Origin of the sequence: Pseudomonas sp. AOB-7, assembly GCF_003696305.1 — a bacterium.
In the GTDB taxonomy this organism is placed as follows: Bacteria; Pseudomonadota; Gammaproteobacteria; order Pseudomonadales; family Pseudomonadaceae; genus Aquipseudomonas.
On sequence record NZ_RFFK01000013.1, the window covers coordinates 97311 to 123626 of the forward strand.

The 26316-nt window shown below is 66.4% G+C and carries 24 protein-coding genes, 1 tRNA gene, 1 pseudogene and 1 riboswitch; of the genes and pseudogenes, 21 read left to right on the forward strand and 5 right to left on the reverse strand.

Annotation, left to right across the window (positions count from 1 at the left end; genetic code table 11):
• Positions 1-13 precede the first annotated feature (13 nt).
• From EA796_RS19850 to EA796_RS19905, 12 genes and pseudogenes are all read left to right on the forward strand, one after another.
• The gene (locus tag EA796_RS19850) at positions 14-1075 is read left to right on the forward strand and encodes a putative urea ABC transporter substrate-binding protein (protein ID WP_122109842.1); all 1062 of its coding nucleotides are present in this window, start codon (positions 14-16) and stop codon (positions 1073-1075) included.
• A gap of 170 nt (positions 1076-1245) precedes the next feature.
• Positions 1246-1349, forward strand: a riboswitch (guanidine-I (ykkC/yxkD leader).
• A gap of 66 nt (positions 1350-1415) precedes the next feature.
• A complete protein-coding gene (locus EA796_RS19855) occupies positions 1416-2486 on the forward strand; it encodes a putative urea ABC transporter substrate-binding protein (protein ID WP_122109843.1) in 1071 nt (356 codons plus the stop codon).
• A gap of 101 nt (positions 2487-2587) precedes the next feature.
• Positions 2588-3403, forward strand: coding sequence for an ABC transporter permease (locus EA796_RS19860; protein ID WP_021442969.1), 816 nt, complete (start codon positions 2588-2590; stop codon positions 3401-3403).
• Positions 3400-4317: an ABC transporter ATP-binding protein gene (locus EA796_RS19865; RefSeq protein ID WP_122109844.1), complete on the forward strand. Its 918-nt coding sequence runs from the start codon at positions 3400-3402 to the stop codon at positions 4315-4317. Before EA796_RS19860 ends, EA796_RS19865 begins: the two co-directional genes overlap by 4 nt.
• A gap of 2 nt (positions 4318-4319) precedes the next feature.
• The gene (locus tag EA796_RS19870) at positions 4320-5048 is read left to right on the forward strand and encodes an urea amidolyase associated protein UAAP1 (protein ID WP_122109845.1); all 729 of its coding nucleotides are present in this window, start codon (positions 4320-4322) and stop codon (positions 5046-5048) included.
• A 10-nt stretch (positions 5049-5058) separates the two neighbouring features.
• Positions 5059-5694 (forward strand): urea amidolyase associated protein UAAP2, encoded by a 636-nt coding sequence (locus EA796_RS19875; RefSeq protein ID WP_021442972.1) that lies wholly within the window; start codon positions 5059-5061, stop codon positions 5692-5694.
• Positions 5695-5890: 196 nt separating this feature from the next.
• Positions 5891-9541 (forward strand): urea carboxylase, encoded by a 3651-nt coding sequence (gene uca, locus EA796_RS19880; RefSeq protein ID WP_122109846.1) that lies wholly within the window; start codon positions 5891-5893, stop codon positions 9539-9541.
• Positions 9542-9662: 121 nt separating this feature from the next.
• A pseudogene (locus EA796_RS19885) lies at positions 9663-9902 on the forward strand (GGDEF domain-containing protein); the annotation flags it as partial.
• Between the two features lie 59 nt (positions 9903-9961).
• Positions 9962-10183: a cysteine-rich CWC family protein gene (locus EA796_RS19890; RefSeq protein ID WP_122109847.1), complete on the forward strand. Its 222-nt coding sequence runs from the start codon at positions 9962-9964 to the stop codon at positions 10181-10183.
• Between the two features lie 3 nt (positions 10184-10186).
• A complete protein-coding gene (locus tag EA796_RS19895) occupies positions 10187-10879 on the forward strand; it encodes a pseudouridine synthase (RefSeq protein WP_122109848.1) in 693 nt (230 codons plus the stop codon).
• Positions 10880-11282: 403 nt separating this feature from the next.
• The gene (locus tag EA796_RS19900; protein WP_122109849.1) at positions 11283-12170 is read left to right on the forward strand and encodes an alpha/beta fold hydrolase; all 888 of its coding nucleotides are present in this window, start codon (positions 11283-11285) and stop codon (positions 12168-12170) included.
• A gap of 85 nt (positions 12171-12255) precedes the next feature.
• A tRNA-Gly gene (locus EA796_RS19905) sits at positions 12256-12329 on the forward strand.
• A gap of 100 nt (positions 12330-12429) precedes the next feature.
• Here EA796_RS19905 and EA796_RS19910 read toward each other — a convergent pair.
• Positions 12430-12717: a DNA-binding transcriptional regulator gene (locus EA796_RS19910; protein ID WP_122109850.1), complete on the reverse strand. Its 288-nt coding sequence runs from the start codon at positions 12715-12717 to the stop codon at positions 12430-12432.
• A 135-nt stretch (positions 12718-12852) separates the two neighbouring features.
• Here EA796_RS19910 and EA796_RS19915 point away from each other — a divergent pair, with 135 nt between their 5' ends.
• Positions 12853-13548, forward strand: a complete 696-nt coding sequence (locus tag EA796_RS19915) for an endonuclease (protein WP_122109851.1) — start codon at positions 12853-12855, stop codon at positions 13546-13548.
• Positions 13549-13625: 77 nt separating this feature from the next.
• Here EA796_RS19915 and EA796_RS19920 read toward each other — a convergent pair whose 3' ends face one another.
• Positions 13626-13823 carry a hypothetical protein gene (locus EA796_RS19920; protein WP_122109852.1) on the reverse strand — a complete coding sequence of 66 codons (198 nt, stop codon included), beginning with the start codon at positions 13821-13823 and terminating at the stop codon, positions 13626-13628.
• 73 nt (positions 13824-13896) lie between these two features.
• On the opposite strand from EA796_RS19920, the gene EA796_RS19925 reads away from it, so the two are divergent.
• The 6 genes from EA796_RS19925 (at position 13897) to gcvT (ending at position 23152) form a co-directional block, all read left to right on the forward strand.
• Positions 13897-15414 (forward strand): sigma-54-dependent transcriptional regulator, encoded by a 1518-nt coding sequence (locus EA796_RS19925; RefSeq protein WP_122109853.1) that lies wholly within the window; start codon positions 13897-13899, stop codon positions 15412-15414.
• A gap of 394 nt (positions 15415-15808) precedes the next feature.
• A complete protein-coding gene (gcvH, locus tag EA796_RS19930; RefSeq protein ID WP_021443036.1) occupies positions 15809-16192 on the forward strand; it encodes a glycine cleavage system protein GcvH in 384 nt (127 codons plus the stop codon).
• A gap of 9 nt (positions 16193-16201) precedes the next feature.
• On the forward strand, positions 16202-19054 hold the full coding sequence (gcvP, locus tag EA796_RS19935; RefSeq protein ID WP_122109854.1) for an aminomethyl-transferring glycine dehydrogenase: 2853 nt from the start codon (positions 16202-16204) through the stop codon (positions 19052-19054).
• A gap of 129 nt (positions 19055-19183) precedes the next feature.
• Positions 19184-20479, forward strand: coding sequence for a serine hydroxymethyltransferase (gene glyA / locus EA796_RS19940; protein ID WP_122109855.1), 1296 nt, complete (start codon positions 19184-19186; stop codon positions 20477-20479).
• Between the two features lie 65 nt (positions 20480-20544).
• Positions 20545-21921: an L-serine ammonia-lyase gene (locus EA796_RS19945; RefSeq protein WP_021443039.1), complete on the forward strand. Its 1377-nt coding sequence runs from the start codon at positions 20545-20547 to the stop codon at positions 21919-21921.
• Between the two features lie 106 nt (positions 21922-22027).
• Positions 22028-23152 carry a glycine cleavage system aminomethyltransferase GcvT gene (gene gcvT / locus EA796_RS19950; RefSeq protein WP_122109856.1) on the forward strand — a complete coding sequence of 375 codons (1125 nt, stop codon included), beginning with the start codon at positions 22028-22030 and terminating at the stop codon, positions 23150-23152.
• 155 nt (positions 23153-23307) lie between these two features.
• Here gcvT and EA796_RS19955 read toward each other — a convergent pair whose 3' ends face one another.
• Positions 23308-23667, reverse strand: coding sequence for a glyoxalase superfamily protein (locus EA796_RS19955; RefSeq protein ID WP_021443041.1), 360 nt, complete (start codon positions 23665-23667; stop codon positions 23308-23310).
• 81 nt (positions 23668-23748) lie between these two features.
• Positions 23749-24327 carry an NADPH-dependent FMN reductase gene (locus EA796_RS19960; RefSeq protein ID WP_021443042.1) on the reverse strand — a complete coding sequence of 193 codons (579 nt, stop codon included), beginning with the start codon at positions 24325-24327 and terminating at the stop codon, positions 23749-23751.
• A 78-nt stretch (positions 24328-24405) separates the two neighbouring features.
• Here EA796_RS19960 and soxR point away from each other — a divergent pair, with 78 nt between their 5' ends.
• On the forward strand, positions 24406-24864 hold the full coding sequence (soxR, locus tag EA796_RS19965; protein ID WP_021443043.1) for a redox-sensitive transcriptional activator SoxR: 459 nt from the start codon (positions 24406-24408) through the stop codon (positions 24862-24864).
• A gap of 142 nt (positions 24865-25006) precedes the next feature.
• Here the strand turns inward: soxR and EA796_RS23490 are convergent, their stop codons facing one another.
• Positions 25007-25189 carry a hypothetical protein gene (locus EA796_RS23490; protein ID WP_256679232.1) on the reverse strand — a complete coding sequence of 61 codons (183 nt, stop codon included), beginning with the start codon at positions 25187-25189 and terminating at the stop codon, positions 25007-25009.
• A 492-nt stretch (positions 25190-25681) separates the two neighbouring features.
• Between EA796_RS23490 and EA796_RS19975 the strand changes: the two genes are divergently transcribed.
• A partial coding sequence (locus tag EA796_RS19975; RefSeq protein WP_122109857.1) for an OprD family outer membrane porin occupies positions 25682-26316 on the forward strand: 635 nt, incomplete at its 3' end.

The following is a 26316-nucleotide window of genomic DNA, read 5'->3' on the forward strand; positions in this document are numbered from 1 at the left end:
CGCCGAGGTCACCATGTCATTGCGTACCCTGCTTACCGCCCTGCTCTGCACCGCCCTGCTGACCGCTCCCGTCGCCCAGGCCGCGCCCAAGACCTTCAAGCTGTGCTGGTCGATCTTCGCCGGCTGGATGCCCTGGGGCTATGCCGCCGAACAGGGCATCGTGAAGAAATGGGCGGACAAATACGGTATCGACATCCAGGTGCAGGAGGTACCGGATTACGTCGGCTCCATCGAGCAATACGCCGCCGGCCAGTTCGACGCCTGCACCATGACCAACATGGACGCCCTGACCATCCCCGCCGCCGGCGGCGTGGACAGCACCGCGCTGATAATCGGCGACTTCTCCAACGGCGCCGACGCCCTGCTGCTGCGCGGCGCCGGCAAGAGCATCCGTGACCTCAAGGGCAAGACCGTGCTGCTGGTGGAGCATTCGGTGTCGCACTACCTGCTCAGCCGCGCGCTGGAATGGGCGCTGCTGGAGGAAAGCGAGGTGACCATCGAGCACGTCTCCGACACCGAGATCGCCGCAGCCTTCCTCGCCGGCCGCGGCGATGCGGTGATCACCTGGAACCCGATCCTCGCCGAGATCAAACGCAAGGCCGAGGTCAGCCAGGTGTTCACCTCCAACCTGATTCCCGGCGAGATACTCGACCTGACCGTGGTCGACAGCCAGACCCTGGCGCAACATCCTGAATTCGGCCGGGCACTGACCGGCGCCTGGTTCGAAACCCAGCGTCTGCTCGGCCTGCCCACCGCCGCCGGGCGTGAGGCCAGGGCGAAGATGGCGGCCGCCGCGCACACCAGCGCCGAGGACTTCGAGGCCCAGTTGAACACCCTGCGTTCCTTCTACGCCCCGCGCTATGCGCTGAACTTCGCCCAGACCGGCAAATTGCCGGACCTGATGCAGCGCGTCGCCCATTTCGCCGATGCGCACGGCTTGTTGGGCCAGAGCGGCCAGGGCCTGAGCAACCTGGGTATCGCCTTCAGCGGCGAGCAGACCCTGGGCAACGCTCAACGCATCCTGCTGCGCTTCGACCATCGCTATATGCAGCTGGCCAGCGACGGGGCGCTATAACGCCCCATCGAGAGGCACACACAGCCCGGCACGCACCAGCAGTGCGCAGATTTCGACCACGGCGGTGGCGAAAGGCCCGGATTAGCCGCCGCGGGCAACTGGCACGATGTTCGCTATAGACCCTGTGTGCAGGAACAACCCGGCTCGCCGGGATAGCGGCACCACAATTTGCAATGGCCGACTAGGGTTCCGGCGCGCCGACAGCGGCGCGCGACTGGTCCGAGAGTTGGCGACCTCCTTCGAGGTTACACGGCGGGACAAAAGCCCGGGAGAACGCGCCCCAGCGATGGGAAACCGCCGCGCACTCCTGCCCGCCCCTTACTCGAACTGGAGGTTCCCCATGCGTAAACCCCGTCTGTTCTCCGTTCTCGCCGCCGTCGGCCTTGGCGCCGCGCTCAGCCTCTCGGCCCAGGCCGCGCCGAAAAGCGACTTCAGCGTCTGCTGGACCATCTACGCCGGCTGGATGCCCTGGGAATACGGCGACGCACAGGGCATCGTCGACAAGTGGGCGAAGAAATACGACATCAGCATCGACGTGGTGCAGATCAACGACTACGTCGAGTCGATCAACCAGTACAGCGCCGGGCAGTTCGACGGCTGCACCATGACCAACATGGATGCCCTGACCATCCCCGCCGCCGGCGGCGTCGACAGCACCGCGCTGATCATCGGCGACTTCTCCAACGGCAACGACGGCATCGTGCTCAAGGGCGAGAGCAAGACCCTGGCCGACCTCAAGGGCCTGGACGTCAACCTGGTGGAGCTGTCGGTCTCCCACTACCTGCTGGCCCGCGGCCTGGAGCGCGCCCAGTTGAGCGAGCGCGACCTCAAGGTGGTCAACACCTCCGACGCCGACCTGGTCGCCGCCTTCGCCACGCCCGGCGTGCAGGCCGTGGCCACCTGGAACCCGCTGCTGGCCGAGATCGAGGCCACGCCGCAGGTGACCAAGGTGTTCGACTCCAGCCAGATTCCCGGCGAGATCATCGACCTGATGGTGGTCAACAGCCAGACGCTGAAGGACAACCCGGCCTTCGGCAAGGCGCTGACCGGCGCCTGGTACGAAATCATGGCCCGCATGAGCAGCGACTCGGCCGAGGGCAAGGCCGCCCGCGAGCATATGGCCAAGGCCTCCGGCACCGACCTGGCCGGCTACGAGGCGCAGCTGGCGGCGACCAGAATGTTCTATTCGGCCAGCGATGCCGTGGCCTTCGCCACTAGCCCGAAGCTGCCGGCGACCATGACCAAGGTGGCCGAATTCTCCTTCGCCCACGGCCTGCTCGGCGAGGGCGCGCAGAGTGCCAAGGCCATCGGCATGAGCTTCGCCAAGGACCTGGTCACCGGCGATGCGAGCAACCTCAAGCTGCGCTTCGACCCCAGCTATATGCAGATGGCCGCCGACGGCAAGCTCTGAGGCGGAAACCTTCGCGTAATACGGCTTCGTAGGGTGGATAAGGCCTCACCCTCCCTGCGAGTACCGATGGTGCGCACGGCGCACCCTACCAGAGATAGCCCATGCGTCTGATCAACCGACACCCGGACCGCGGCAGCCGCCTGCTGCTGATCCTGCTGCCCTTCGCCCTGCTGCTGTTTCTCTACTTCAGCAGCTCGACCGCGCGGCTGGCGGACAACCCCAACGACAAGCTGCTGCCCAGCGCCAGCCAGATGGCCGATGCCATCGAGCGCCTGGCCTTGACCGAGGACAAGCGCAGCGGCCAGTACCTGTTCTGGGTCGACAGCGCCGCCAGCCTCCAGCGCCTGGCCTTGGGCCTGGGCGTCGCGGCGCTGGCCGGCCTGGTGCTGGGCATCGCCGCCGGCAGCCTGCCGCTGTTCGGCGCGCCGCTGTCGCCGCTCTTGACCGTGCTGTCGATGATCCCACCGCTGGCGATCCTGCCGATCCTGTTTATCGTCTTCGGCCTGGGGGAGTTGTCGAAAGTGATGCTGATCGTGATCGGCATAACCCCCTGCATCGCCCGCGATATCGAGCAGCGCGCCCGCGAGATCCCGCGCGAGCTGCTGATCAAGGCGCAGACCCTGGGCGCCAACACCTGGACGCTTATCCTGCGCCTGGTGCTGCCGCAACTGCTACCGCGCCTGCTGATCTCGCTGCGCCTGATGCTCGGCTCGGCCTGGCTGTTTTTGATCGCCGCCGAGGCCATCGCCAGTACCGACGGCCTGGGTTACCGCATCTTCCTGGTGCGCCGCTATATGGCCATGGACGTGATCCTGCCCTACGTGGCCTGGATCACCCTGCTGGCCTGGTCGATGGACCTGGGCCTGCGCCAGCTGACCCGGCTGTGCTTCCCCTGGTACGAAGGAGCCAAGCCATGAGCGATAAAAAAAGCGGAGCCGTTGCGAGCGAGTCGCTGGCAAGGCGCACGGAGCGCAGCAACCGGAGTGGACAGGTAGTCCATGAGGATTGCGAGCACCGCGCAACGCAGTCAGCGGCTCGCGCAGTAGGCGCTTTCATCGAGGTGAACAACGTCTGGCAGCAGTACGGTGACCAGGTGGTGCTTGAGCGCCTGAATCTGAACATCAACGAAGGCGAATTCTGCACGCTGGTCGGCGCCTCCGGCTGTGGCAAGTCGACCTTCCTGCGCCTGCTGCTCGGCCAGGAACGCCCCAGTCGCGGGCGGATCCTACTGGCTGGCGAACCCTTGGCCGCCGAGCCGGATGCCAGCCGCGGCGTGGTGTTCCAGCGCTATTCGGTGTTCCCCCACCTGTCGGTACTGGACAACGTCGCCCTCGGCCTGGAACTGCCGCAGTCGAAGCTGCTCGGCCGCCTGTTCGGCGGGGCCAAGCGCCAGGCGCGCGAGCGCGCCGCCGAACTGCTGCACAAGGTCGGCCTCGGCCACGCCCTGGACAAATACCCCAGCGCACTATCCGGCGGCATGCAGCAGCGCCTGGCCATCGCCCAGGCGCTGATCATGCAGCCGCGCGTGCTGCTGCTCGACGAACCCTTCGGCGCCCTCGACCCCGGCATCCGCAAGGACATGCACGCCCTGCTGCTCGAGCTGTGGCACGAGACCCGACTCACCGTCTTTATGGTCACCCATGATCTGAGTGAGGGCTTTCGCCTCGGCACGCGCATCCTGGTCTTCGACAAGCTGCGCCACGACCCGCACGCCCCCGGCGCCTATGGCGCACGGGTGACCTACGACATCCCCCTCAACGAAAGCCGCCGCAGCCAGCGCGCCGCGGCCGAGCTGCTGCCGGCCCAGCTGGCCGGTATTCAAGGAGCCTGAGCATGACCGCCTCTCTCGTCCTGCGCCCGACCCTGTACGAGGAAACCGTCCCCGGTGGCGGCCACACCTCCTTCGTGCTCAAGCGCGGCCAGCTGCTGCGCATCACCGATATCGAAGGCGACGCCAACGTCAGCCTGCTGCTGTTCAACGCCGCCGAGAAAAGCGAGCGGCTGAACCTGCCCGATACCCTCAAGTGCCAGCACACCGCCAGGCTCAGCGCCGGCCACTGCCTGTATTCGGACATGGGCCGCGTGCTCGCCGCCATCACCGCGGATACCTGCGGCTGGCACGACAGCTTCGGCGGCGTGCTGTCGGCCTCCGAAGTGCTGGAGAAATACGGTCAGGGCCGCTACCAGGAACTGCGCAACGGCTTCTTCCGCAACGGCATGGACAACCTGCTGGTGGAAATGGGCAAGTGGGACCTCAACCTGCAGGACCTGTTGATGAACCTCAACCTGTTCAGCCGCGTGGACGTCGACGCCGAGGGTGTCTTCCACTTCCAGCCGAACAACTCCAAGGCCGGCGACCATATCGAGCTGTATGCGCCGATGGACACCCTGGTGGTGCTCACCGCCCTGCAGCACCCGATGGACCCCAACCCGCAGTATGCGCCCAAGCCGGTGCAGCTGCGCTGGAGCAAGATCGCCAGCGACGGCATCACCCTGCTCTGCCGCACCTCGCGCCCGGAAAACGGCCGCGGCTTTCACAATACCGAACGCCAGTATCTCTGAGGGCGCACACATGAGCCTGACCGCAAGCAAGCTGCATCCCGAAACCGCCAGCTTCCGCCACACCATCCCGGCGGGCGAGCCCTACCTGTTCGAGGTCAAGGCCGGGCAGACCCTGCGCCTGCATGATCTGGAAGGCAACCAGGCGATCGACACCCTGTTCTTCGCCGCGCGCACCCCGCGCGAGCGCTTCGATCCGCAGCGCACCCTGCGCAAGCAGAACAAGGTCTACCTGACCACCGGCACGGTGCTCTACTCCAACCTCGGCAAGCCGCTGCTGACCATAGTCGCCGACACCTGCGGCCGCCACGACACCCTCGGCGGCGCCTGCGCGCAGGAAAGCAACACCGTCAGATATGCACTCGAGAAGCGCTATATGCACAGCTGCCGCGACAACTTCCTGCGCGCCAGCCTGCACGACGGCCGTCTGAGCAAGCGCGACCTCGGCGCCAATATCAACTTCTTCATGAACGTGCCGGTCACTCCCGAAGGCGGCCTGACCTTCGAGGACGGCCTCTCCGCGCCCGGCAAGTACGTGGAGCTCAAGGCCGAGACCGATGTGATCGTGCTGATCTCCAACTGCCCGCAACTGAACAACCCGTGCAACGGCTGGAACCCGACCCCGGCTGAAGTCCTGGTTTGGGATTGATCACTTCCCGTAGGAGCGGCTTCAGCCGCGATAACCCGTAGGGTGGATGTCGCTTTCTACATCCACCGGCTCCGCCGGTTCGCGGCTAAAGCCGCTCCTACACAGCAATACGCATCACCCGATTTTTTCGCCACGGACGACCGTGGCGCAGACCCAATGACGGCGGGACGGCCCGCCACCTTCGAGGGCTCCTCGAATGTTCGACAAACTCCTGATCGCCAACCGTGGCGCCATTGCCTGCCGCATCCTGCGCACCCTGCGTGAGCTGAATGTCAGCGGCGTAGCCGTGTATGCCGAAGCCGACGCCGCCAGCCTGCATATCCAGCAGGCAGATGAAGCCTTCTGCCTCGGCGACGGCCCGGCTGCGCAGACTTATCTCGTTGTGGAGAAAATTCTCGACGTCGCCAAACGCAGCGGCGCCAAAGCCATTCACCCCGGTTACGGTTTTCTCTCCGAAAACGCCGCCTTCGCCGAAGCCTGCGAAGCGGCCGGCATCGCCTTCGTCGGCCCGACGCCCGAGCAACTGCGCGTATTCGGCCTCAAGCACACCGCCCGCGCCCTGGCCAAGCAGCACGGCGTGCCGATGCTCGAAGGCACCGAGTTGCTGGAAAATCTCGATGCGGCGCTGGCCGCAGGCGAGGCGGTCGGTTACCCGGTGATGCTGAAAAGCACCGCCGGCGGTGGCGGCATCGGCATGCGCGTATGCCGCTCGGCGGCAGAACTCAGCGAAGCCTTCGAGGCGGTCAAGCGCCTGGGGCAGAACAACTTCAGCGACAGCGGCGTATTTATCGAGAAATACATCCAGCGCGCCCGCCACCTGGAAGTACAGGTGTTCGGCGACGGCCAGGGTGAAGTGCTAGCCCTCGGCGTGCGCGACTGCTCGGTGCAACGGCGCAACCAGAAGGTGCTGGAAGAAACCCCAGCGCCGAACCTGCCCGCCGGCATGGCGGATGAGCTGTGCGCGGCGGCGATCAAGCTGGCCAAGGCGGTCAGTTACCGCAGCGCCGGCACCGTGGAATTCGTCTATGACAGCGAGGCCGAGCGCTTCTACTTCCTCGAAGTGAACACCCGTCTGCAGGTCGAGCACGGCGTCACCGAACAGGTGTGGGGTGTCGATCTGGTGCGTTGGATGATCGAGCTGGCAGCCGGCGATCTGCCGCCGCTGAGCGAACTGGCGAAAACCCTCGAACCCAGCGGCCATGCCATCCAGGCACGCCTGTACGCCGAAGATCCGGGCCGCGATTTTCAGCCCAGCCCCGGCCTGCTCACCGCCGTCGCATTCCCGCCCGCTGACGGCAAGGCCCTGCGCATCGACACTTGGGTCGAGGCCGGCTGCGAGATTCCGCCCTACTTCGACCCGATGATCGCCAAGCTGATCACCTGGGCGCCAAGCCGAGAAGAAGCCTCCAACGCGCTGGACCAGGCGCTGGCAGACACGCTGCTGTATGGCGTGGAATGCAACCGCGACTACCTGCGCCAGATCCTCAGCGATGCGCCCTTCGCCAGCGGCAAGCCCTGGACGCGCTGCCTGGAAAACCTCGTCTATCAGGCCAGCACCTTCGAAGTGCTCAGCGCCGGTACCCAGACCAGCGTGCAGGACTTCCCTGGCCGCCTCGGCTACTGGGCCGTCGGCGTGCCGCCGTCCGGGCCGATGGACAGCCGCGCCCTGCGCCTGGGCAACCGCCTGCTGGGCAACGCTGAGGGCGCCGCCGGCCTGGAAATCACCATGAGCGGCCCGCTGCTGCGCTTCAATACCGACGCCGTAGTCGCCGTCACTGGCGCCGAGATTCCGCTGAGCGTCGATGGCGTGGAACAGCCAATGAACACCGCCCTGCCGATCAAGGCCGGCACTACCCTGGCCCTCGGCACCATCGCCGGTAGCGGCGCACGCTCGTACCTGACCCTGCGCGGCGGCCTGCAGGTGCCGGATTACCTGGGCAGCAAGAGCACCTTTACCCTCGGCCAGTTCGGCGGCCATGGCGGCCGCGCCCTGCGCGCCGGCGACGTGCTGCACCTGCTGCCGCTGAGCGATACCAGCAGCGGCGCACAACTGCCCGCCGAGCTCTGCCCGACCCTACCGGCCGTACGCGAACTGCGGGTGATCTACGGCCCGCACGGCGCGCCGGAATACTTCAGCGAGCGCTATATCGAGACCTTCCTCGCCACCGACTGGGAAGTGCACTTCAACTCCAGCCGTACCGGCGTGCGCCTGATCGGCCCGAAACCGGAATGGGTGCGCGACAGCGGCGGCGAGGCCGGCCTGCACCCGTCCAATATCCACGACAATCCCTACGCCATCGGCGCGGTGGACTTCACCGGCGATATGCCGGTAATTCTGGGGCCCGATGGCCCCAGCCTGGGCGGTTTCGTCTGCCTGGTGACCATCATCGAGGCCGACCTGTGGCAGCTCGGCCAACTCAAGGCCGGCGACAAGGTGCGCTTCGTGCCGGTGGATATCGCCACGGCGCGGGAGTTGGCACAACGCAATGCACGCGAATACGCCGAATTAGGTGGGAGGGGCCGGGCGGCGCTCCGCTTTAGCCGCGACGATCACGCCGCTTCGGTCGCGGCTGCAGCCCCTCCCACAAAGGCCCTCCAAAGCCCTATCGTGCTGGACCTCGGCGAAGGCGACACCCGTCTGGTCGCGCGCCTGTCCGGCGACACCCACCTGTTGCTGGAAATCGGCGCGCCTGAGCTGGACCTGGTGCTGCGTTTCCGTGGCCACGCGCTGATGCAGGCGCTGGAGGCCAAGCAGCTCGACGGTGTGATCGACCTCACCCCCGGCATTCGCTCGCTGCAGGTGCACTACCAGCCGGAAACCCTGCCGCTGCAGCGGCTGCTCGACACAGTCGCCGGCGAGTGGGACGCAGTTTGCGCGGCCAAGGACCTGAAGGTACCGTCGCGCATCGTCCACCTGCCACTGTCCCGGGATGACCCGGCCTGCCAGCTGGCGATAGAGAAATACATGACCACGGTGCGCAAGGACGCGCCCTGGTGCCCGAGCAACCTGGAGTTCATCCGCCGCATCAACGACCTGCCGAATCTGGACGAGGTGTACCGCACCGTGTTCGACGCCAGCTACCTGGTGATGGGCCTGGGCGACGTCTACCTCGGCGCGCCGGTGGCCACCCCGCTGGACCCGCGCCATCGCCTGGTCACCACCAAGTACAACCCGGCGCGCACCTGGACCGCGGAGAACTCGGTGGGCATCGGCGGCGCCTATATGTGCGTGTACGGCATGGAAGGCCCCGGCGGCTACCAGTTCGTCGGCCGCACCCTGCAGATGTGGAACCGCTACCGCGAAGTCACCGCCTTCCACGGCAAGCCCTGGCTGCTGCGCTTCTTCGACCAGATCCGCTTCTACCCGGTCTCTGCCGAGGAATTGCTGCAGATCCGCCGCGACTTCCCCCTGGGCCGCTACCCGCTGCGTATCGAGCACAGCGAGCTGGCCCTGGCCGACTACCAGCAGTTCCTCGCCGATGAGGCCGCAGGCATCGACGCCTTCCGCCGCCAGCAGCGCGCCGCCTTCGCCGCCGAACGCCAGCGCTGGATCGAGTCGGGCCAGGCGCATTTCGAGGTCGAGGAGGTGGCCGCCGAACTCGGCGAGGATGCGCCGCTCGGCGCGGGCCAGCACGGCATCGACAGCCATATCGCCGGCAACCTGTGGCAGGTGCAGGTGGCAGAAGGCGCGCGCGTCGAGGCCGGCGACGTGCTGGTGATCCTCGAGTCGATGAAGATGGAAATTCCCCTCACCGCCCCGGTGGCCGGCACGGTGCGCGAGGTACGTGTGCAGCCCGGCTCGCCGGTGCGCGCCGGGCAGCGCGTGGTGGTGCTGGAACAGGCCTGAGCATCGCGGCCGCCGCTGACAACCCGGCGGCCGCGGCACGCAAGCGCAAATCGCACGGGCACCGATGACGCGCCTGCGGCGGCACGCTAGCATTGCTCCACGTCTCCAAGGCCCCGACCTCATGGCATTCAGCACTTCGCGCAAGGCCCAGATCCCCCTCCTGCTCCTACCGGGCGGCTTCCTTGCCACCAGCCTGGCCAGCTACTACGCCTCGCGCGCGAGCATCCGCCACAACATCGTCAACACCGAGCTGCCGCTGACCTCGGACAACATCTACTCGGAAATCCAGAAGGACCTGATCCGCCCCACCCAGATCGCCTCGATGATGTCGCACGACACCTTCCTGCGCGACTGGGCGCTGTACCGGGCCAAGCAGGGCGGGCGCAACCGCGTCTGCGCCGCCACCCTGGACGACGAGCCGTGAACCCCGCACAACGCTGCCCGCTCTGTGGCCAGGGCAACGCTTGCGCCCTGGCCGACGGCGCGCCGGACATCCAGGCCTGCTGGTGCTTCGTGGCCCGCATCGACCCGGCTGTGCTCGAGCGCCTGACGCCCGAACAGCGCGACCAGGCCTGCCTGTGCCCGGCCTGCGCGGGTGTGGTCGAAGCCGCCGAGCGCGACCGGCGCGACGAGCAGGACTGAGCCATGCGCCTCGACCGCTTCCTCAGCAACTTCCCCCGTTTCAGCCGCCAGGACAGCCGCCTGCTGATCAGCGCCGGGCGTTTGCGGGTGGACGGCGCGGTAATTCACGACCCGCGCTTCGACGTGCGCGACTTCCAGCGCGTCGAGCTGGACGACGAACTGCTGCAAGCCGGGCGTAGCGCGCGCTACTGGATGCTGCACAAGCCGGTCGGCGTGGTCAGTGCCACCGAGCACGACGAACACCGCACCGTCCTCGACCTGCTCGACGAGCCGGACAGACACGACCTGCACCTGGCCGGCCGCCTGGATCTGAATACCAGCGGCCTGCTGCTGATCACCAACGACGGGCGCTGGTCGCGGCGCATCACCCAGCCGCAGCAGCGCAAGCCCAAGGTCTACCTCGTCGACACCGAACAGCCGATCACCGCCGAGTACGCCGAAGTCTTCGCCCGCGGCCTGTACTTCGCCTATGAAGACCTCACCACCCTGCCCGCCCGGCTCGAACTGCTCGGCAGCCACAGCGCTCGCCTGACCCTGTTCGAGGGCCGCTACCATCAGGTCAAGCGCATGTTCGGCCACTTCCGCAATCGGGTCGTCGCCCTGCACCGCGAGAGCATGGGCGAGATCCACCTCGACCCCGCGCTTGCCCCCGGCCAATACCGTCCACTGACCCGCGCGGAAATCGCCAGCGTTTGAGGGGCGCTGGCAACGCCGGCAATCGTTCGCAAGCTAACCGACCAACGGCAGCAGCAATATGCGATAAAGCTGTGACTCGCTCTTGCATGGCTGCAAGGGCGCTGCTTAAATCGAACCATAAGTCTCGGCGTGACCAATGAGTCACAGCAGACATCTAAGCGTTCCATCGGTTGCTTGCGCCCTGCGCGAACTGGATTCCTGCCTGGTAACACCGCCCTCGCTCCCGGCCTTTAAAAGGCTTGGGCAGTCGCTCTGTTTCGATCCTAACTGATTGAAAATCAAAGAATTATAAAATCCTCCAGCCTGACATTAGGTTGTCATGTCCAGGCGTTTATCTGACTGCCCAAAAGCTTGCGAACGGCCCACCGCTCGCCTCGTCACACTTGCGCCAGGAGGAAACGACATGAGGCCACAAACCGCAGTCGTCGAGATCAACAGGAAGCACAAGGTTCACACGGAGTTCTACGGCAACCCGGCAGCGAGCAAGACGATCATCCTGGTCAACGGCTCCCTGGCGACCACGGCGTCCTTCACCCAGACCATCAAATACCTGCAGCCGCAGTTCAACGTGGTGGCCTTCGATCTGCCGTACGCCGGTCAGTCCAAGCCGTTCAACAGCGACTTCACGCCCATCAGCAAGGAAGACGAAGCCGCGATCCTGCTCAAGCTGATCGACCACCATGGCGCCAACTACCTGATGTCCTTCTCCTGGGGCGGCGTCGCCTCCATGCTCGCCCTAGCCCAGCGTCCGGCGAGTCTGGAGAAGGCGGCGATCTGCTCCTTCTCGCCGATCCTCAACGTGCCGATGCTCGACTACCTGCACAAGGGCCTGCGCTTTCTCGGCGCGGTGGACCGCGACAACATCGCCCTGCTGGTCAACAGCACCATCGGCAAACACCTGCCATCGCTGTTCAAGCGCTTCAACCACAAGCACGTCAGCACCCTCGACGAGCACGAGTACTGGCAGATGTATGCCCATATCAAACAGGTGCTCAGCCTGGAAGCGCACTGCCGCAAGGAATGCCTGCAGGCCATCGACATCCCCCTGCTGTTCGTCAACGGCGACCGCGACGAATACACCTCGGTGGAAGACGCCTGCCTGTTCGCCCAGCACCTCGATAACGCCCAGTTCGCCGTGATCAACGACGCCGGCCACTTCCTCGACATGGAGCACAAGGACGCCTGGCTGCAGACCCAACGCGTGCTGCTGGACTTCTTCAACGCCCCCAGCAAGCGCCTGCTGCTGCCACGCCGTGGCGGGCTGCAGGAGTTGCAGGCCATCGCCGTATGAGCAGGCCCCACGGCGAACCGGATGCACGACCAGCACCGGTTCGCCCTTCATTTCCCCGCCGAGTTCCGGTATAAAGGCACCCGCCGCGGGCGTCGTATAATGGCATTACCTGAGCTTCCCAAGCTCATGACGAGGGTTCGATTCCCTTCGCCCGCTCCAGAATTCAGCAAGTTAAAGCCCTGTATTTACAGGGCTTTTTCGTTTCTGGGGTTCGCTGGCGTCGAAGAAGTGTCGAAATCGACCAGCCATGCAGACGGGCTTAGGCGGACAGTGCCAGGATGGCGTGCTTCGGGTCGTTGTGGATCGCACGCAGCAACGCCCTGACCGGGCCGCCAGGTTCACGCCGACCCTGTTCCCGGTTGCGCAGCGAGCCGAGTCGAACATCGATGATGGCCGCGAACTTGGCCTGGATCAGTCCGGTGGCTGTACAGACTTTCCGCACCTGCAGCGCGTCCAGGGTAAACGCCCGCGAGGGCTGAGGTTCGCCGCGGCGAATTTCATCCCTCTGCTGGACGCTTTCCAGCAGACCTTCGACGAACTTGCCCATGGCGATTACCGCCACCACCTTCTGCCAGCAGCCTGCTGGGAGGCTTTGACGCGGCCCATTGCCACCATCTAAGCATTTGAAAAAAAGAGACTTTTTACTTCACGTCGACAGCAGTGACGGCTACCCTGGCGCCCCATGATTCGATGCCTTATCCCCCTGCTCTGCTGTCTCGCCAGCTTCTCCCTCAACGCCGCCCCCGCCAGCTTCGCCGAGGCCAAGCGCCTGGCCTGGCCGCTGTATGCCAAGCAGTCCACCGAGTTCTACTGCGGCTGCAAGTACAGCGGCAATCGGGTCGATCTACGCTCCTGCGGCTACAGCCCGCGCAAGAACGCGGGCCGCGCCAAGCGCATCGAGTGGGAGCATATAGTCCCGGCCTGGGTGATCGGCCATCAGCGCCAGTGCTGGCAGCACGGCGGGCGCAAGAACTGTGCGGCCAAGGATGCGCAGTTCCGCAAGGCCGAGGCCGATCTGCACAACCTGGTGCCGAGCATCGGCGAGGTCAACGGCGACCGCAGCAACTACAGCTTCGCCTGGCTGCCGCAACAGCCGCACCAGTACGGCCAGTGCCAGACGGTGGTGGATTTCAAGGCGCGCAAGGTGATGCCGCGCCCGGCCATTCGCGGGATGATCGCGCGCACCTATTTCTATATGGCCGACCGTTACCAGCTGCGTCTGTCCAAGCAGGATCGCCAGCTCTACCAGGCCTGGGACAAGGCCTACCCGGTCAAGCCCTGGGAGCAGCAGCGCAATCAGCAGGTGGCCTGTGTCATGGGTTGGGGCAACCCGCATGTGGGCAAGGTGGAGATGAGCCGCTGCGCGCGTAGGTCGTAGGGTGTCGCGGGGCCGCCCAGGTAGTGCGCACCAACGAAAATGAGGCCGGTGCGCACGCCGCGCCGTCGGAATCGCGGCTATGAAAGACGCTGCAACTCGCGACGCACCATATTGACGAACTCCGGCGGGCTGAGCTGGTACAGCTCCTGCGCCACCCAGGGCAGCCAGCGCCCTTGCAGTTCGGCCTTGCGCGCCAGCAGGCGCTGGGCCTCGGCTTCGGCGCGTCCCTGGTGCTTACGGTGGTAGTCGGCACGGCTCGGTTTTTCTGTGCTCACGGTGTTGCCCTTTTCCTCATGCCGGGCGGAGCAGGCATAATCGCCGCCTGTTCGCCCATTTCGACCGTCATCAATGCGCATCCACGTCAGCTTTATCGACCGCGTCGGCATTACCCAGGAAGTCCTGGCGCTGCTCGGCGGGCGCAATCTGAACCTCGATGCGGTGGAGATGGTACCGCCAAACGTCTATATCGACGCACCGACCCTGAGCGCCGCCGTGCTCGACGAGCTGCGCGATGCGCTGTTGCAGGTGCATGGCGTGCAGAGCGTGCAGGTGGTCGATATCCTCCCCGGCCAGCGCCGCCGCCTGCAGCTCGACGCCCTGCTCGCCGCCATGCCCGACCCGGTGCTGGCGGTGGATGATCGCGCCACCGTGCTGCTGGCCAACCCGGCACTGGTCGAGCTGTGCGGCAGCGCCCCGGCCGGCCAGAGCATCGCCGCGCTGTTCGCCGACGACGAACTGCAGCGGGCGCTGCTCGCCGCCGAGTTCCGTCTGCCACTGCGCGAAGTCACCCTCGGCGGCCAGCCGCTGCTGCTCGATGCCCAGCCGATCACCGAGGAGCGGCGCCTGGCCGGCGGCCTGCTGACGCTCTATGCGCCGAGCCGGATCGGCGAGCGCCTGGCGGCGCTGCACCACGATCACACCGACGGCTTCGATTCGCTGCTCGGCGACTCGACACCGATTCGCACCCTCAAGGCGCGCGCCCTGCGTGTGGCGGCGCTGGATGCGCCGCTGCTGATCCAGGGTGAAACCGGCACCGGCAAGGAGCTGGTGGCGCGCGCCTGCCACGCGGTCAGCGCCCGACGCAGCGCGCCGTTCCTGGCGCTGAACTGCGCGGCGCTGCCGGAAAACCTGGCCGAGAGCGAGCTGTTCGGCTATGCCCCCGGCGCCTTTACCGGCGCCCAGCGCGGCGGCAAGCCGGGATTGCTGGAGCTGGCCAACCAGGGCACGGTATTTCTCGACGAGATCGGCGAGATGTCGCCCTATCTGCAGGCCAAGCTGCTGCGCTTTTTGAGCGATGGCAGCTTCCGCCGGGTCGGCGGCGAGCGCGAGGTCAGGGTCAACGTGCGCATCCTCAGCGCCACTCACCGCGACCTGGAGCAGATGGTCGCCCAGGGCAGCTTCCGCGAAGACCTGTTCTACCGCCTCAACGTGCTCAATCTGGAAGTGCCGCCGCTGCGCGAGCGCGGCCAGGACATCCTGCTGCTGGCCCAGCACTTCATGGCCCAGGCCTGCGCGCAGATCCAGCGCCTGCCCTGCCGCCTGGCGCCGGCCACTTTTCCGGCGCTGCTGGCCAATCGCTGGCCGGGCAACGTGCGCCAGTTGCAGAACGTGATCTTCCGCGCCGCCGCCATCTGCGACAGCAACTGGGTGGAGATCGACGATCTGGATATCGCCGGCACCGAGGTGGCGCCGCGCCTGAATGGCGAGATCGGCAGCCTGGAACAGGCCATGGACGACTACGAGAAGGCGCTGCTGGAAAAGCTCTACGCCAGCCATCCTTCCAGCCGCCAGCTGGCCGCGCGCCTGGGCACCTCGCACACCGCCATCGCCAAGCGCCTGCGTAAATACGGAATCGGCAAGGCTTAACGCCCCCACAGCCCTGCAGCCAATCGCCGGCTTATCCGACGCAGCGACAGCCGGATTCAGTCTCGCGCCACTGCGCAAGCCAGACACGCCGCGGCCTTCAGGGACACCGTAAGCAAATCGATCCATCGTAACGATTTCGCAACATCCAGCCGAAAGCCCCGTGCCCGCTGGTACGACCTCGACTTTGCCAAAAGCGACGCGAGCATTCGTAGCGATATCGTTCCACTGGACTGTATACAAGCCTCATAAATACACTTAAGTATTTGTTTTTATTGAATATTTTTATATTGGCACCAGCATTGCTAAGGGTTTACCCAATCTTGCCCGCCAGAGCGTGGGCGCCCCTTATGCCCGCCGCCTAGAAGCGGGCACCCTTGCCCCTTGAGGAGTTGACATGAGCGAGTTGCGTTTCACCGCCGATCACGAATGGCTGCGTCTGGACAACGATGGTCTGGTGACCGTCGGCATCACCCATTACGCCCAGGACGCGCTCGGCGACGTGGTCTACGTGCAACTGCCGCAAACCCAGGCCTACGCCCAGGGCGAGGAAGTGGCCGTGCTGGAGTCGGTCAAGGCCGCCAGCAACATCGTCATGCCGCTGGACGGCGAGATCGTCGAAATCAACGCCGACCTGGAAGGCAGCCCGGAGCTGGTCAACGAGTCGCCGCTGGACAAGGCCTGGTTCTTCCGCATGCGCCTGGCTGACAACGCCGTGCTGGCCGACCTGCTGGACAAGGCCGGCTATGATCGTCTGTTGAACGCCAACGCCGACGCCTGAGTGACCGCCATGACCAAGCTCGATACCCAGAACGAATTCATCGCCCGCCATATCGGCCCGCGCGATGCCGACACCGCCGCCATGCTCGAACTGCTCGGCTACGATTCGGTCGATGCGCTGACCGGTGCCGTGATCCCCGAGAGCATCAAGGGCACCAGCATCCTCGGCGAGCAGCCGGGCCTGTCGGAAGCCGACGCCCTCGCCAAGATCAAAGCCATCGCCTCGAAGAACCTGCAGTTCAAGAACTTCATCGGCCAGGGTTATTACGGCACCCACACGCCGAGCCCGATCCTGCGCAACCTGCTGGAGAACCCGGCCTGGTACACCGCCTACACCCCGTACCAGCCGGAGATTTCCCAGGGCCGCCTGGAAGCGCTGCTGAACTTCCAGACCCTGATCAGCGACCTCACCGGCATGCAGATCGCCAACGCATCCTTGCTCGACGAGGCCACCGCCGCCGCCGAGGCCATGACCTTCTGCAAGCGTCTGTCGAAGAACAAGGCCAGCAACACCTTCTTCGCCTCCCAGCACTGCCACCCGCAGACCCTCGACGTGCTGCGCACCCGTGCCGAGCCGCTGGGCATCGAAGTTGAAGTCGGCGACGAAGCCGCCATCACCGATGCCAGCGCCTACTTCGGCGCGCTGCTGCAGTACCCGGCGAGCAACGGCGACATCTTCGACTACCGCGCCCTGGTCGAGCGCTTCCATGCTGCGGGTGCCCTCGTGGCCGTGGCTGCCGACCTGCTGGCCCTGACCCTGCTCACCCCGCCGGGCGAGTTCGGCGCCGACGTCGCACTGGGCAGCGCCCAGCGCTTCGGTGTACCGCTGGGCTTCGGCGGCCCGCACGCCGCCTACTTCGCCACCCGCGACGCGTTCAAGCGCGACATGCCGGGCCGTCTGGTCGGCATGTCGGTGGACCGTTTCGGCAAGCCGGCCCTGCGCCTGGCCATGCAGACCCGCGAGCAGCACATCCGCCGCGAGAAGGCCACCAGCAACATCTGTACCGCCCAGGTGCTGCTGGCCAACATCGCCAGCATGTACGCCGTGTACCACGGCCCGAAAGGCCTGACCGCCATCGCGCAGCGCGTGCACAGCTTCACCGCCATCCTCGCCCTGGGCCTGACCAAGCTGGGCCACAGCGTCGAGCAGCAGCACTTCTTCGACACCCTGAGCATCAAGACCGGCGCCAAGACCGCCGAGCTGCATGCCAAGGCCCGTGCCGCCGGCATCAACCTGCGCGAGATCGACGCCGAGCGTCTGGGTCTGTCGCTGGACGAAACCACCGACCAGGCCGCCGTCGAAGCGCTGCTGGCACTGTTCGCCGGCGATCAGGCCGCCCCTGCGGTCAGCGATCTGGCCGCACAGATCGCCAGCCGCCTGCCGCAAGGCCTGCTGCGCCAATCGGCCATCCTGCAGCACGAAGTGTTCAACCGCTACCACAGCGAAACTGAGCTGATGCGCTACCTGCGCAAGCTGGCCGACAAGGACCTGGCCCTGGATCGCAGCATGATCCCGCTGGGCTCCTGCACCATGAAGCTCAACGCCGCCAGCGAGATGATCCCGGTCACCTGGCCGGAGTTCGGCAACCTGCACCCCTTCGCTCCGGTCGAGCAGGCTGCGGGTTACACCCAGCTGACCACGGAACTGGAAGCCATGCTCTGCGCCGCCACCGGCTACGACGCCGTGTCGCTGCAGCCCAACGCCGGTTCCCAGGGCGAGTACGCGGGTCTCTTGGCCATCCGCGCCTATCACCTGAGCCGTGGCGACGATCAGCGCGACATCTGCCTGATCCCGCAATCGGCCCACGGTACCAACCCGGCGACCGCCTCCATGGCCGGCATGCGCGTGGTGGTGACCGCCTGTGATGCCCGCGGCAACGTCGACATCGCCGATCTGAAGGCCAAGGCCGAAGAGCACAAGGATCGCCTGGCCGCGATCATGATCACCTACCCGTCCACCCACGGTGTGTTCGAGGAAGGCATCCGCGAGATCTGCCAGATCATCCACGACAACGGCGGCCAGGTGTATATCGACGGCGCCAACATGAACGCCATGGTCGGCCTCTGCGCGCCGGGTCAGTTCGGCGGCGACGTCTCGCACCTGAACCTGCACAAGACTTTCTGCATCCCTCACGGCGGCGGCGGCCCGGGCGTCGGCCCGATTGGCGTCAAGTCGCACCTGGCGCCGTTCCTGCCGGGCCATGGCCACATGGCGCGCAAGGAAGGTGCGGTGAGCGCCGCGCCGTTCGGCAGCGCCAGCATCCTGCCGATCACCTGGATGTACATCACCATGATGGGCGGCAACGGCCTCAAGCGCGCGTCGCAGATGGCGATTCTCAACGCCAACTACATCGCCCGTCGTCTGGAAGAGCACTACCCGGTGCTGTACTCCGGCGAAGGCGGCCTGGTGGCGCACGAGTGCATCCTCGACATCCGTCCGCTCAAGGACAGCAGCGGCATCAGCGTCGACGACGTGGCCAAGCGCCTGATCGACTTCGGCTTCCACGCCCCGACCATGTCCTTCCCGGTGGCCGGCACCCTGATGATCGAGCCGACCGAGAGCGAATCCAAGGAAGAGCTGGATCGCTTCTGCGACGCCATGATCGCCATCCGCGAGGAAATCCGCGCGGTCGAGCAGGGCCGCCTGGACAAGGACGACAACCCGCTGAAGAACGCCCCGCACACCGCCCTGGAACTGGTCGGCGACTGGCACCACGCCTACAGCCGCGAGCAGGCCGTGTACCCGCTGGCGAGCCTGATCGAGGCCAAGTACTGGCCGCCGGTCGGCCGCGTGGACAACGTCTACGGCGACCGCAACCTGGTCTGCGCCTGCCCGTCCATCGAGGCGTATCAGGACGCGTAAGCGCCCATAACCTTCCCTCTCCCGCGTGCGGGAGAGGGAAGGTTCATCGCTCTACCCAGTTTCCATTCGGCTCCCCTCACCGGGGCGGGCCGACTGCATCCCGAGAAAAACGATAAAGAGGGCCTCACCATGTTCAGCAAGCACGACCAACTGCAGGGCTATGACGACGCCCTGCTCGCGGCGATCCAGGCCGAAGAACAGCGCCAGGAAGACCACATCGAGCTGATCGCCTCGGAGAACTACTGCAGCCAGCGCGTGATGCAGGCGCAAGGCAGCGGCCTGACCAACAAGTACGCCGAAGGCTATCCGGGCAAGCGCTACTACGGTGGCTGCGAGCATGTGGACAAGGTCGAGGCGCTGGCCATCGAGCGCGCCAAGCAACTGTTCGGCGCCGACTACGCCAACGTGCAGCCGCACTCGGGCTCCTCGGCCAACAGCGCCGTGTACCTGGCGCTGCTGAGCGCCGGCGATACCATTCTCGGCATGAGCCTGGCCCATGGCGGCCACCTGACCCACGGCGCCAAGGTGTCGTCCTCGGGCAAGCTGTACAACGCCGTGCAGTACGGCATCGACGAGAACGGCCTGATCGACTACGACGAAGTCGAGCGCCTGGCCATCGAGCACAAGCCGAAGATGATCGTCGCCGGTTTCTCGGCCTATTCGCGCGTGCTGGACTTCCCGCGTTTCCGCGCCATCGCCGACCAGGTCGGGGCGCTGCTGTTCGTCGATATGGCCCATGTGGCNCAGGTCGGGGCGCTGCTGTTCGTCGATATGGCCCATGTGGCGGGACTCGTGGCCGCCGGTCTGTACCCCAACCCGGTGCCATTCGCCGACGTGGTCACCACCACCACGCACAAGACCCTGCGCGGCCCGCGTGGCGGCCTGATCCTCGCGCGCAAGAACGAAGAGATCGAGAAGAAGCTCAACTCCGCCGTGTTCCCCGGTGCCCAGGGCGGCCCGCTGATGCACGTCATCGCGGCCAAGGCGGTGTGCTTCAAGGAAGCGCTGGAGCCGGGCTTCAAGACCTACCAGCAGCAGGTGATCGACAACGCCCGCGGCATGGCGGCGGTGTTCGTCCAGCGCGGCTATGACGTGGTCTCCGGCGGCACCGACAACCACCTGATGCTGATCAGCCTGGTCAAGCAGGCCCTGACCGGCAAGGCGGCCGACGCGGCGCTGGGCGCAGCCCATATCACGGTGAACAAGAACGCCGTGCCGAACGACCCGCAGTCGCCGTTCGTCACCTCGGGCATCCGCATCGGTACCCCGGCGGTGACCACCCGCGGCTTCAAGGAAGGCGAATGCCGCACCTTGGCCGGCTGGATCTGCGACATCCTCGACGAGCTGGACAACCCGGCGGTGATCGCGCGTGTCCGTGGTCAGGTCGCCGACCTCTGCGCCACCTTCCCGGTCTACGCTGACTGATAAGGCGGGCGCCGGCCCTCCCCTCTCTCAGGGGAGGGGCCAACCGGCGCCGCCAGGAGTACGACATGTCACTGAGCGTTTTCGATCTGTTCAAGATAGGTATCGGGCCGTCCAGCTCGCATACCGTCGGCCCCATGCGCGCCGCCGCGCGCTTCGTCGAGGGGCTCAAGCGCGACGGCCTGCTGGCCGCCACCGACTCGGTCAAGGTGGAGCTGTACGGCTCGCTCGGCGCCACCGGCAAGGGCCACGGCAGCGACAAGGCGGTGCTGCTCGGCCTGGAGGGCGAGCAGCCCGACACGGTCGACACCAGCTGCATCGCCGAGCGCCTGGCCGCCATCCGCGGCGCCGGGCAGATCAACCTGCTCGGCGAAAAGACCATCGCCTTCGTCGAGAAGCAGCACCTGGCGATGATCCGCAAGCCGCTGGACTTCCACCCCAACGGCATGATCTTCCGCGCCTTCGACGCCGCCGGCCTGCAGCTGCGCGCCCGCGAGTACTACTCGGTGGGCGGCGGCTTCGTGGTCGACGAACAGGCCGCCGGCGCCGACCGCATCGTCGAGGACAGCACCGCCCTGCAGTATCCCTTTACCACCGGCAAGCAGCTGCTGGCGCTGTGCGCCGAACACAAGCTGTCGATCAGCCAGCTGATGCTGGCCAACGAGGCGGCCTGGCGCCCGGAGGCGGAGACCCGCGCCGGCCTGCTGAATATCTGGCAGGTGATGCAGGACTGCGTCACCGCCGGCTGCCGCAACGAGGGCATCATGCCCGGCGGGCTCAAGGTCAAGCGTCGCGCCGCCGCGCTGCACCGCCAGCTCAGCGAGCACCCCGAAGCCTGCCTGCGCGACACCCTCAGCGTGCTCGACTGGGTCAACCTCTACGCCCTGGCGGTGAACGAGGAAAACGCCAGCGGCGGCCGCGTGGTCACCGCCCCCACCAACGGCGCGGCCGGCATAGTGCCGGCGGTGCTGCACTACTACGCCCGCTTCGTGCCCGGCGCCAACGAGGACGGCGTGGTGCGCTTCCTGCTCACCGCCGCCGCCATCGGCATCCTGTACAAGGAAAACGCCTCGATTTCCGGCGCCGAAGTCGGCTGCCAGGGCGAGGTCGGCGTGGCCTGCTCGATGGCCGCCGGCGCCCTGTGCGAAGTGCTCGGCGGCAGCGTCAACCAGGTGGAGAACGCCGCCGAGATCGGCATGGAGCACAACCTCGGCCTGACCTGCGACCCCATCGGCGGCCTGGTCCAGGTGCCCTGCATCGAGCGCAACGCCATGGGCTCGGTCAAGGCGATCAACGCCGCGCGCATGGCCCTGCGCGGCGACGGCCAGCACTTCGTCTCGCTGGACAAGGTGATCCGCACCATGCGCCAGACCGGCGCCGACATGAAGAGCAAGTACAAGGAAACCGCTCGCGGCGGTCTGGCCGTCAATATCATCGAATGCTGATTCGTCGGGTGTGCGGGGCCGCCTAGGCCGCGCGCAGCAACGATCCCATCCGACACACGCATTGCTCACGACCCGGTGCGCGCGGCGCACCCTACAGGAAATCGAAATGACCTCTGAGACCCTCGCCAAAACCCCGCTACATGCCCTGCACCTGGAACTCGGCGCGCGCATGGTGCCCTTCGCCGGCTTTGAAATGCCCGTGCAGTACCCGCTGGGCGTGATGAAGGAACACCTGCACTGCCGCGACGCCGCCGGCCTGTTCGACGTCTCGCACATGGGCCAAATCCTCCTGCGCGGCGAGCACGCCGCGCGCGCCCTGGAATCCCTGGTGCCGGTGGACATCATCGACCTGCCGGTGGGCCTGCAGCGCTACGCCATGTTCACCGACGAGAACGGCGGCATCCTCGACGACCTGATGGTCGCCAACCTCGGCGACGACACCCTGTACCTGGTGGTCAACGCCGCCTGCAAGGAGCAGGACCTGGCTCACCTCAAGCAGCACATCGGCGAGCAGTGCCGGATCGAGTGCCTGTTCGAGGAGCGCGCCCTGCTCGCCCTGCAAGGCCCCAAGGCCGTCGAGGTGCTGGCCCGCCTGGCCCCCGAGGTGAGCAAGATGACCTTCATGCAGGTCGCCCGCGTGCGCCTGCTGGGCAGCGAATGCATCGTCAGCCGCAGCGGCTACACCGGCGAAGACGGTTTCGAGATCTCGGTGCCGGTGGAGCAGGCCGAAGCCCTGGCGCGCAGCCTGCTGGCCGAAGCGGAAGTCGAGGCCATCGGCCTCGGCGCGCGTGACTCGCTGCGCCTGGAAGCCGGCCTGTGCCTGTACGGCCACGACATGAGCAGCGCCACCACGCCGATCGAAGCCAGCCTGCTGTGGGCCATCTCCAAGGTGCGCCGCGAAGGCGGCGAGCGCGCCGGCAACTTCCCCGGCGCCGGACGCATCTTCGAACAGCAGCGCGACGGCGTGGCGGAAAAGCGCGTCGGCCTGCTGCCGCAGGAGCGCGTGCCGGTACGCGAAGGCGCCGAGATCGTCGACAGCGAAGGCCAGGTGATCGGCCGGGTGTGCAGCGGCGGCTTCGGCCCGACCCTCGGCGCGCCGGTGGCCATGGGCTACCTCAAGGCCAGCCACGCCGCCGTGGGCAGCGAAGTCTGGGCCCTGGTGCGCGGCAAGCGCGTGGCGATGAAGGTGGCCAAGACGCCGTTCGTGCCGCAGCGCTACTACCGCGGCTAAGCGTCAGGCGCAGGGTGGATGCTGCTGTGTTCATCCACCCAACGCCAGCTCTCGTCGCCCGGCTGCATTGCGGGCTACCTCGTTGTTGCCATCGATCCCGCGCTGCCGGCTGCCGTTAGGAGCATCGCCGGCCAGCCGCCTCCTACGCAGCGTTCTCAGCTCGGCTCGGTAAAGATCAGGCGATTGCCGAACGGATCGCTCAGCGCCAGATCACGTCCCCAGGGCTGCGCGACGATGGCAGGTCGGGCGAAGTCGTAGTCCTTGCCGCGCAGTTCGTTCAGCAGCCCATCCAGATCGTCGCAGGCGATACGCAGCGCCGCGCCAGGGCAGCAGTCACCATGGTGCTCGGACAGATGCAGCACGCAACGCCCGCGCGACAGCTGCAGGTACAGCGGCAGCTGCGGTTCGAAACGGTGCGCCCAATCCTCGGCAAAACCCAGGTAATCGATATAGAAGGCCCGTGCGCGCAACTCGTCGAAGCTGCGCAGAATGGGAAAGGGGGCAGCCAGCTGCATGTTCTTCTCCGGTCAATGGCGACCCGCGCAGCTTCAGCAAATCGCCGCCTGCCCGCAAGCCTCGGTACCTGGCAGGAGCCCCTACCCCCTGACCCGCTCATAAGCCACCCGCTCGCGCCCGGCGCGCAAGGTCTGCGCCCACCAGTTCAGCTGCACCAGCAGGTGCGCCATGGCCGAGTTGGCGTGGCGCGGCTCGCGCAGCCGGCCGCGCTCGTCGAACTGCTCCCAGGCATTGGCGAAACTCACCGAACTGCGCACCGTCATGCCGTGCATTTCCACCAGCACCTGGCGCAGCTGCTCCACCGCGCGCAGGCCGCCGGACACCCCGCCATAGCTGACGAAGCCCACCGGGCGCGCCTCCCAGGAGGCCGGCACCTCGTCGATGAACTGCTTGAGCGCCGCCGGATAGCCGTGGTTGTACTCCGGGGTGACGATCAGGAAGGCATCGGCGCGCAGCAACTGCTGCAACGCCTGATGCCGCGCCTCGCCCGCCCCGGGCGCCTCGCCAGGCTGGCGGAACATCGCGGCCGGGTCGACCAGGCTCAGCTCGAACTCGCTGCGCTGGGCGATCTGCTCGCACGCCCAGGCCACCACGCGGTCGCAGAAGCGACCCTCGCGCACGCTGCCGTAGATCAGTACCAGTCGAACTCTGTCCTGCATGGAAATGCCCTCGGGGTTGTCAATCGAGGTGGCCGAGGGTAAAACCTCAACTTAACTTGAGGTCAAGAGGGATTTTTCATGTCGCCCTGCAACCCGCGTTTCGAGCGCCCCCTGAGCGTCGGCCAGGTGGCCGAACGCAGCGGAGTGGCGATCTCCACCCTGCACTTCTACGAGGCCAAGGGCCTGATCCACAGCCAGCGCAATGCCGGCAATCAGCGCCGCTACCCGCGCGAGGTGCTGCGCCGGGTGGCAATCATCAAGGTGGCGCAGCGCCTGGGCATTCCCCTGGCCGACATCGGCGCCGCGCTGGCCAGCCTGCCTGCCGACCACACGCCCACGGCGGCCGACTGGCAGCGCCTGTCCGCGCAGTGGCAACGCGACCTGGACGCGCGCATCGAACAATTGACCTGCTTGCGCGACCTGCTCACCGGCTGCATCGGCTGCGGCTGCCTGTCGATGCAGGACTGCCCGCTGCGCAACCCCCAGGATCAGCTCGGCGAGCAAGGGGCAGGGCCGCGCCTGCTCGAACCCGGCTAATCGCCCAGGCAATTGCGCCGGTTGCCGAAGCTTTCCCACCGAATGTCGCGCACATCCAGGGAAACCGTCGGCACCTGCGGCAGCCGCGCACCACCCGGCGCGACAGGGCGCGCTTGTCCTCGTCGCTGCGGCCGGCCAACACCTAGAAGATCAGCTGGACGAAGTCGCCCGGCTCGCCGCCGACGCAATGCTGCTGGTACAGGTTCAGTCGCACCTTGACCTCGCCCGGCTGAAACAGGCCGCTATCCGCGGCGCTGCGCACCAACTCCTGCGGGTCGATCAGGCGACTCAGCTGGTGGGCGGCTTCGATCAGGCAATGGGGCATGGTGTCTCGGGGCGATGACTGGAAAATGTCATACGTTATCACACAACAGTAGAGGAACCCACTGCCCTGCAGCCAACCGCGCGAAGCCCAGGCCAGAGCCCCTTAGCCAGCATAAATCCAGATAAAACGGCGATTACAGGCGAGAAGCACCTGCGACCTTGGTCTAGGCATGCGTTGACAAGCGCAGAAAAGGCTGTCGATAATCCGCACGGTTGTATGACGACGTATAACACCAATAACAACAAGAACCAGGGCCAGACCATGACCACCCTCGTCTTCTCCCCAGCGCAGCACCGCCTCTCCTGCACGGCATCCATCGCCGCCAGACGCCATCGAACCGGATTCGCCGGAGGCTGACCCCAGCCCCTGGCAATGACCGGCCATGACGGCCGGTCTGCCGCCCCGCCGGGGCACCCACCACCCTCCCATCATGCGGGCCCCGAGTAGGCCGGCAGGGGGACGGTTTGTTCAAAAACTGGGAGCACAACAACAATGACCGCACGCAACGCCCTTCCTCTGGCCCTGATCGGCAGCACGGCGCTGGCCCTCGTCCTGCCCACCGCCACCCACGCCGCCGGCTTCGTCGAAGACACCAAGGTCACCCTCGGCCTGCGCAACTACTACTTCAACCGCAACTTCCTCAACCACACCGGCCCACAGGTGCAAGGCGACGACCAGGGCCAGGCCGCCGAGTGGACGCAGAGCTTCATCCTCGACGCCCGATCCGGCTTCACCCAGGGCACCGTCGGATTCGGCCTCGACCTGCTCGGCCTGTACTCGGTCAAGCTCGACGGCGGCAAGGGCACCATCGGCAGCCAGCTGCTGCCGGTCCACGGCACCGGCAACGAGCGCCACGCCCCGGACGACTTCGGCCGCACCGCGGTGGCCGCCAAGGCGAAGCTGTCCAAGACCGAGCTGAAGGTCGGCGAGTGGTTCGCCGTGCTGCCGATCCTCCGCGCCGACGACGGCCGCTCGCTGCCGCAGACCTTCCAGGGCGCCCAGCTGACCTCCAACGAGATCGACGGCCTGACCCTCTACGGTGGCCAGTTCTGGAAGAACAGCCAGCGCAACGACGCCAGCCGCGAAGAGATGACTTTTGGCGGCGTCGAGGGCGACGACTTCAACTT

Coding starts and splice junctions, on each gene's coding strand:
- EA796_RS19850 (WP_122109842.1), top strand. CDS start 14: ATGTCATTGCGTACCCTGCTTACCGCCCTGCTCTGCACCGCCCTGCTG.
- EA796_RS19855 (WP_122109843.1), top strand. CDS start 1,416: ATGCGTAAACCCCGTCTGTTCTCCGTTCTCGCCGCCGTCGGCCTTGGC.
- EA796_RS19860 (WP_021442969.1), top strand. CDS start 2,588: ATGCGTCTGATCAACCGACACCCGGACCGCGGCAGCCGCCTGCTGCTG.
- EA796_RS19865 (WP_122109844.1), top strand. CDS start 3,400: ATGAGCGATAAAAAAAGCGGAGCCGTTGCGAGCGAGTCGCTGGCAAGG.
- EA796_RS19870 (WP_122109845.1), top strand. CDS start 4,320: ATGACCGCCTCTCTCGTCCTGCGCCCGACCCTGTACGAGGAAACCGTC.
- EA796_RS19875 (WP_021442972.1), top strand. CDS start 5,059: ATGAGCCTGACCGCAAGCAAGCTGCATCCCGAAACCGCCAGCTTCCGC.
- uca (WP_122109846.1), top strand. CDS start 5,891: ATGTTCGACAAACTCCTGATCGCCAACCGTGGCGCCATTGCCTGCCGC.
- EA796_RS19895 (WP_122109848.1), top strand. CDS start 10,187: ATGCGCCTCGACCGCTTCCTCAGCAACTTCCCCCGTTTCAGCCGCCAG.
- EA796_RS19900 (WP_122109849.1), top strand. CDS start 11,283: ATGAGGCCACAAACCGCAGTCGTCGAGATCAACAGGAAGCACAAGGTT.
- EA796_RS19910 (WP_122109850.1), bottom strand. CDS start 12,717: ATGGGCAAGTTCGTCGAAGGTCTGCTGGAAAGCGTCCAGCAGAGGGAT.
- EA796_RS19915 (WP_122109851.1), top strand. CDS start 12,853: ATGATTCGATGCCTTATCCCCCTGCTCTGCTGTCTCGCCAGCTTCTCC.
- EA796_RS19925 (WP_122109853.1), top strand. CDS start 13,897: ATGCGCATCCACGTCAGCTTTATCGACCGCGTCGGCATTACCCAGGAA.
- gcvH (WP_021443036.1), top strand. CDS start 15,809: ATGAGCGAGTTGCGTTTCACCGCCGATCACGAATGGCTGCGTCTGGAC.
- gcvP (WP_122109854.1), top strand. CDS start 16,202: ATGACCAAGCTCGATACCCAGAACGAATTCATCGCCCGCCATATCGGC.
- EA796_RS19945 (WP_021443039.1), top strand. CDS start 20,545: ATGTCACTGAGCGTTTTCGATCTGTTCAAGATAGGTATCGGGCCGTCC.
- gcvT (WP_122109856.1), top strand. CDS start 22,028: ATGACCTCTGAGACCCTCGCCAAAACCCCGCTACATGCCCTGCACCTG.
- EA796_RS19955 (WP_021443041.1), bottom strand. CDS start 23,667: ATGCAGCTGGCTGCCCCCTTTCCCATTCTGCGCAGCTTCGACGAGTTG.
- EA796_RS19960 (WP_021443042.1), bottom strand. CDS start 24,327: ATGCAGGACAGAGTTCGACTGGTACTGATCTACGGCAGCGTGCGCGAG.
- soxR (WP_021443043.1), top strand. CDS start 24,406: ATGTCGCCCTGCAACCCGCGTTTCGAGCGCCCCCTGAGCGTCGGCCAG.
- EA796_RS23490 (WP_256679232.1), bottom strand. CDS start 25,189: ATGCCCCATTGCCTGATCGAAGCCGCCCACCAGCTGAGTCGCCTGATC.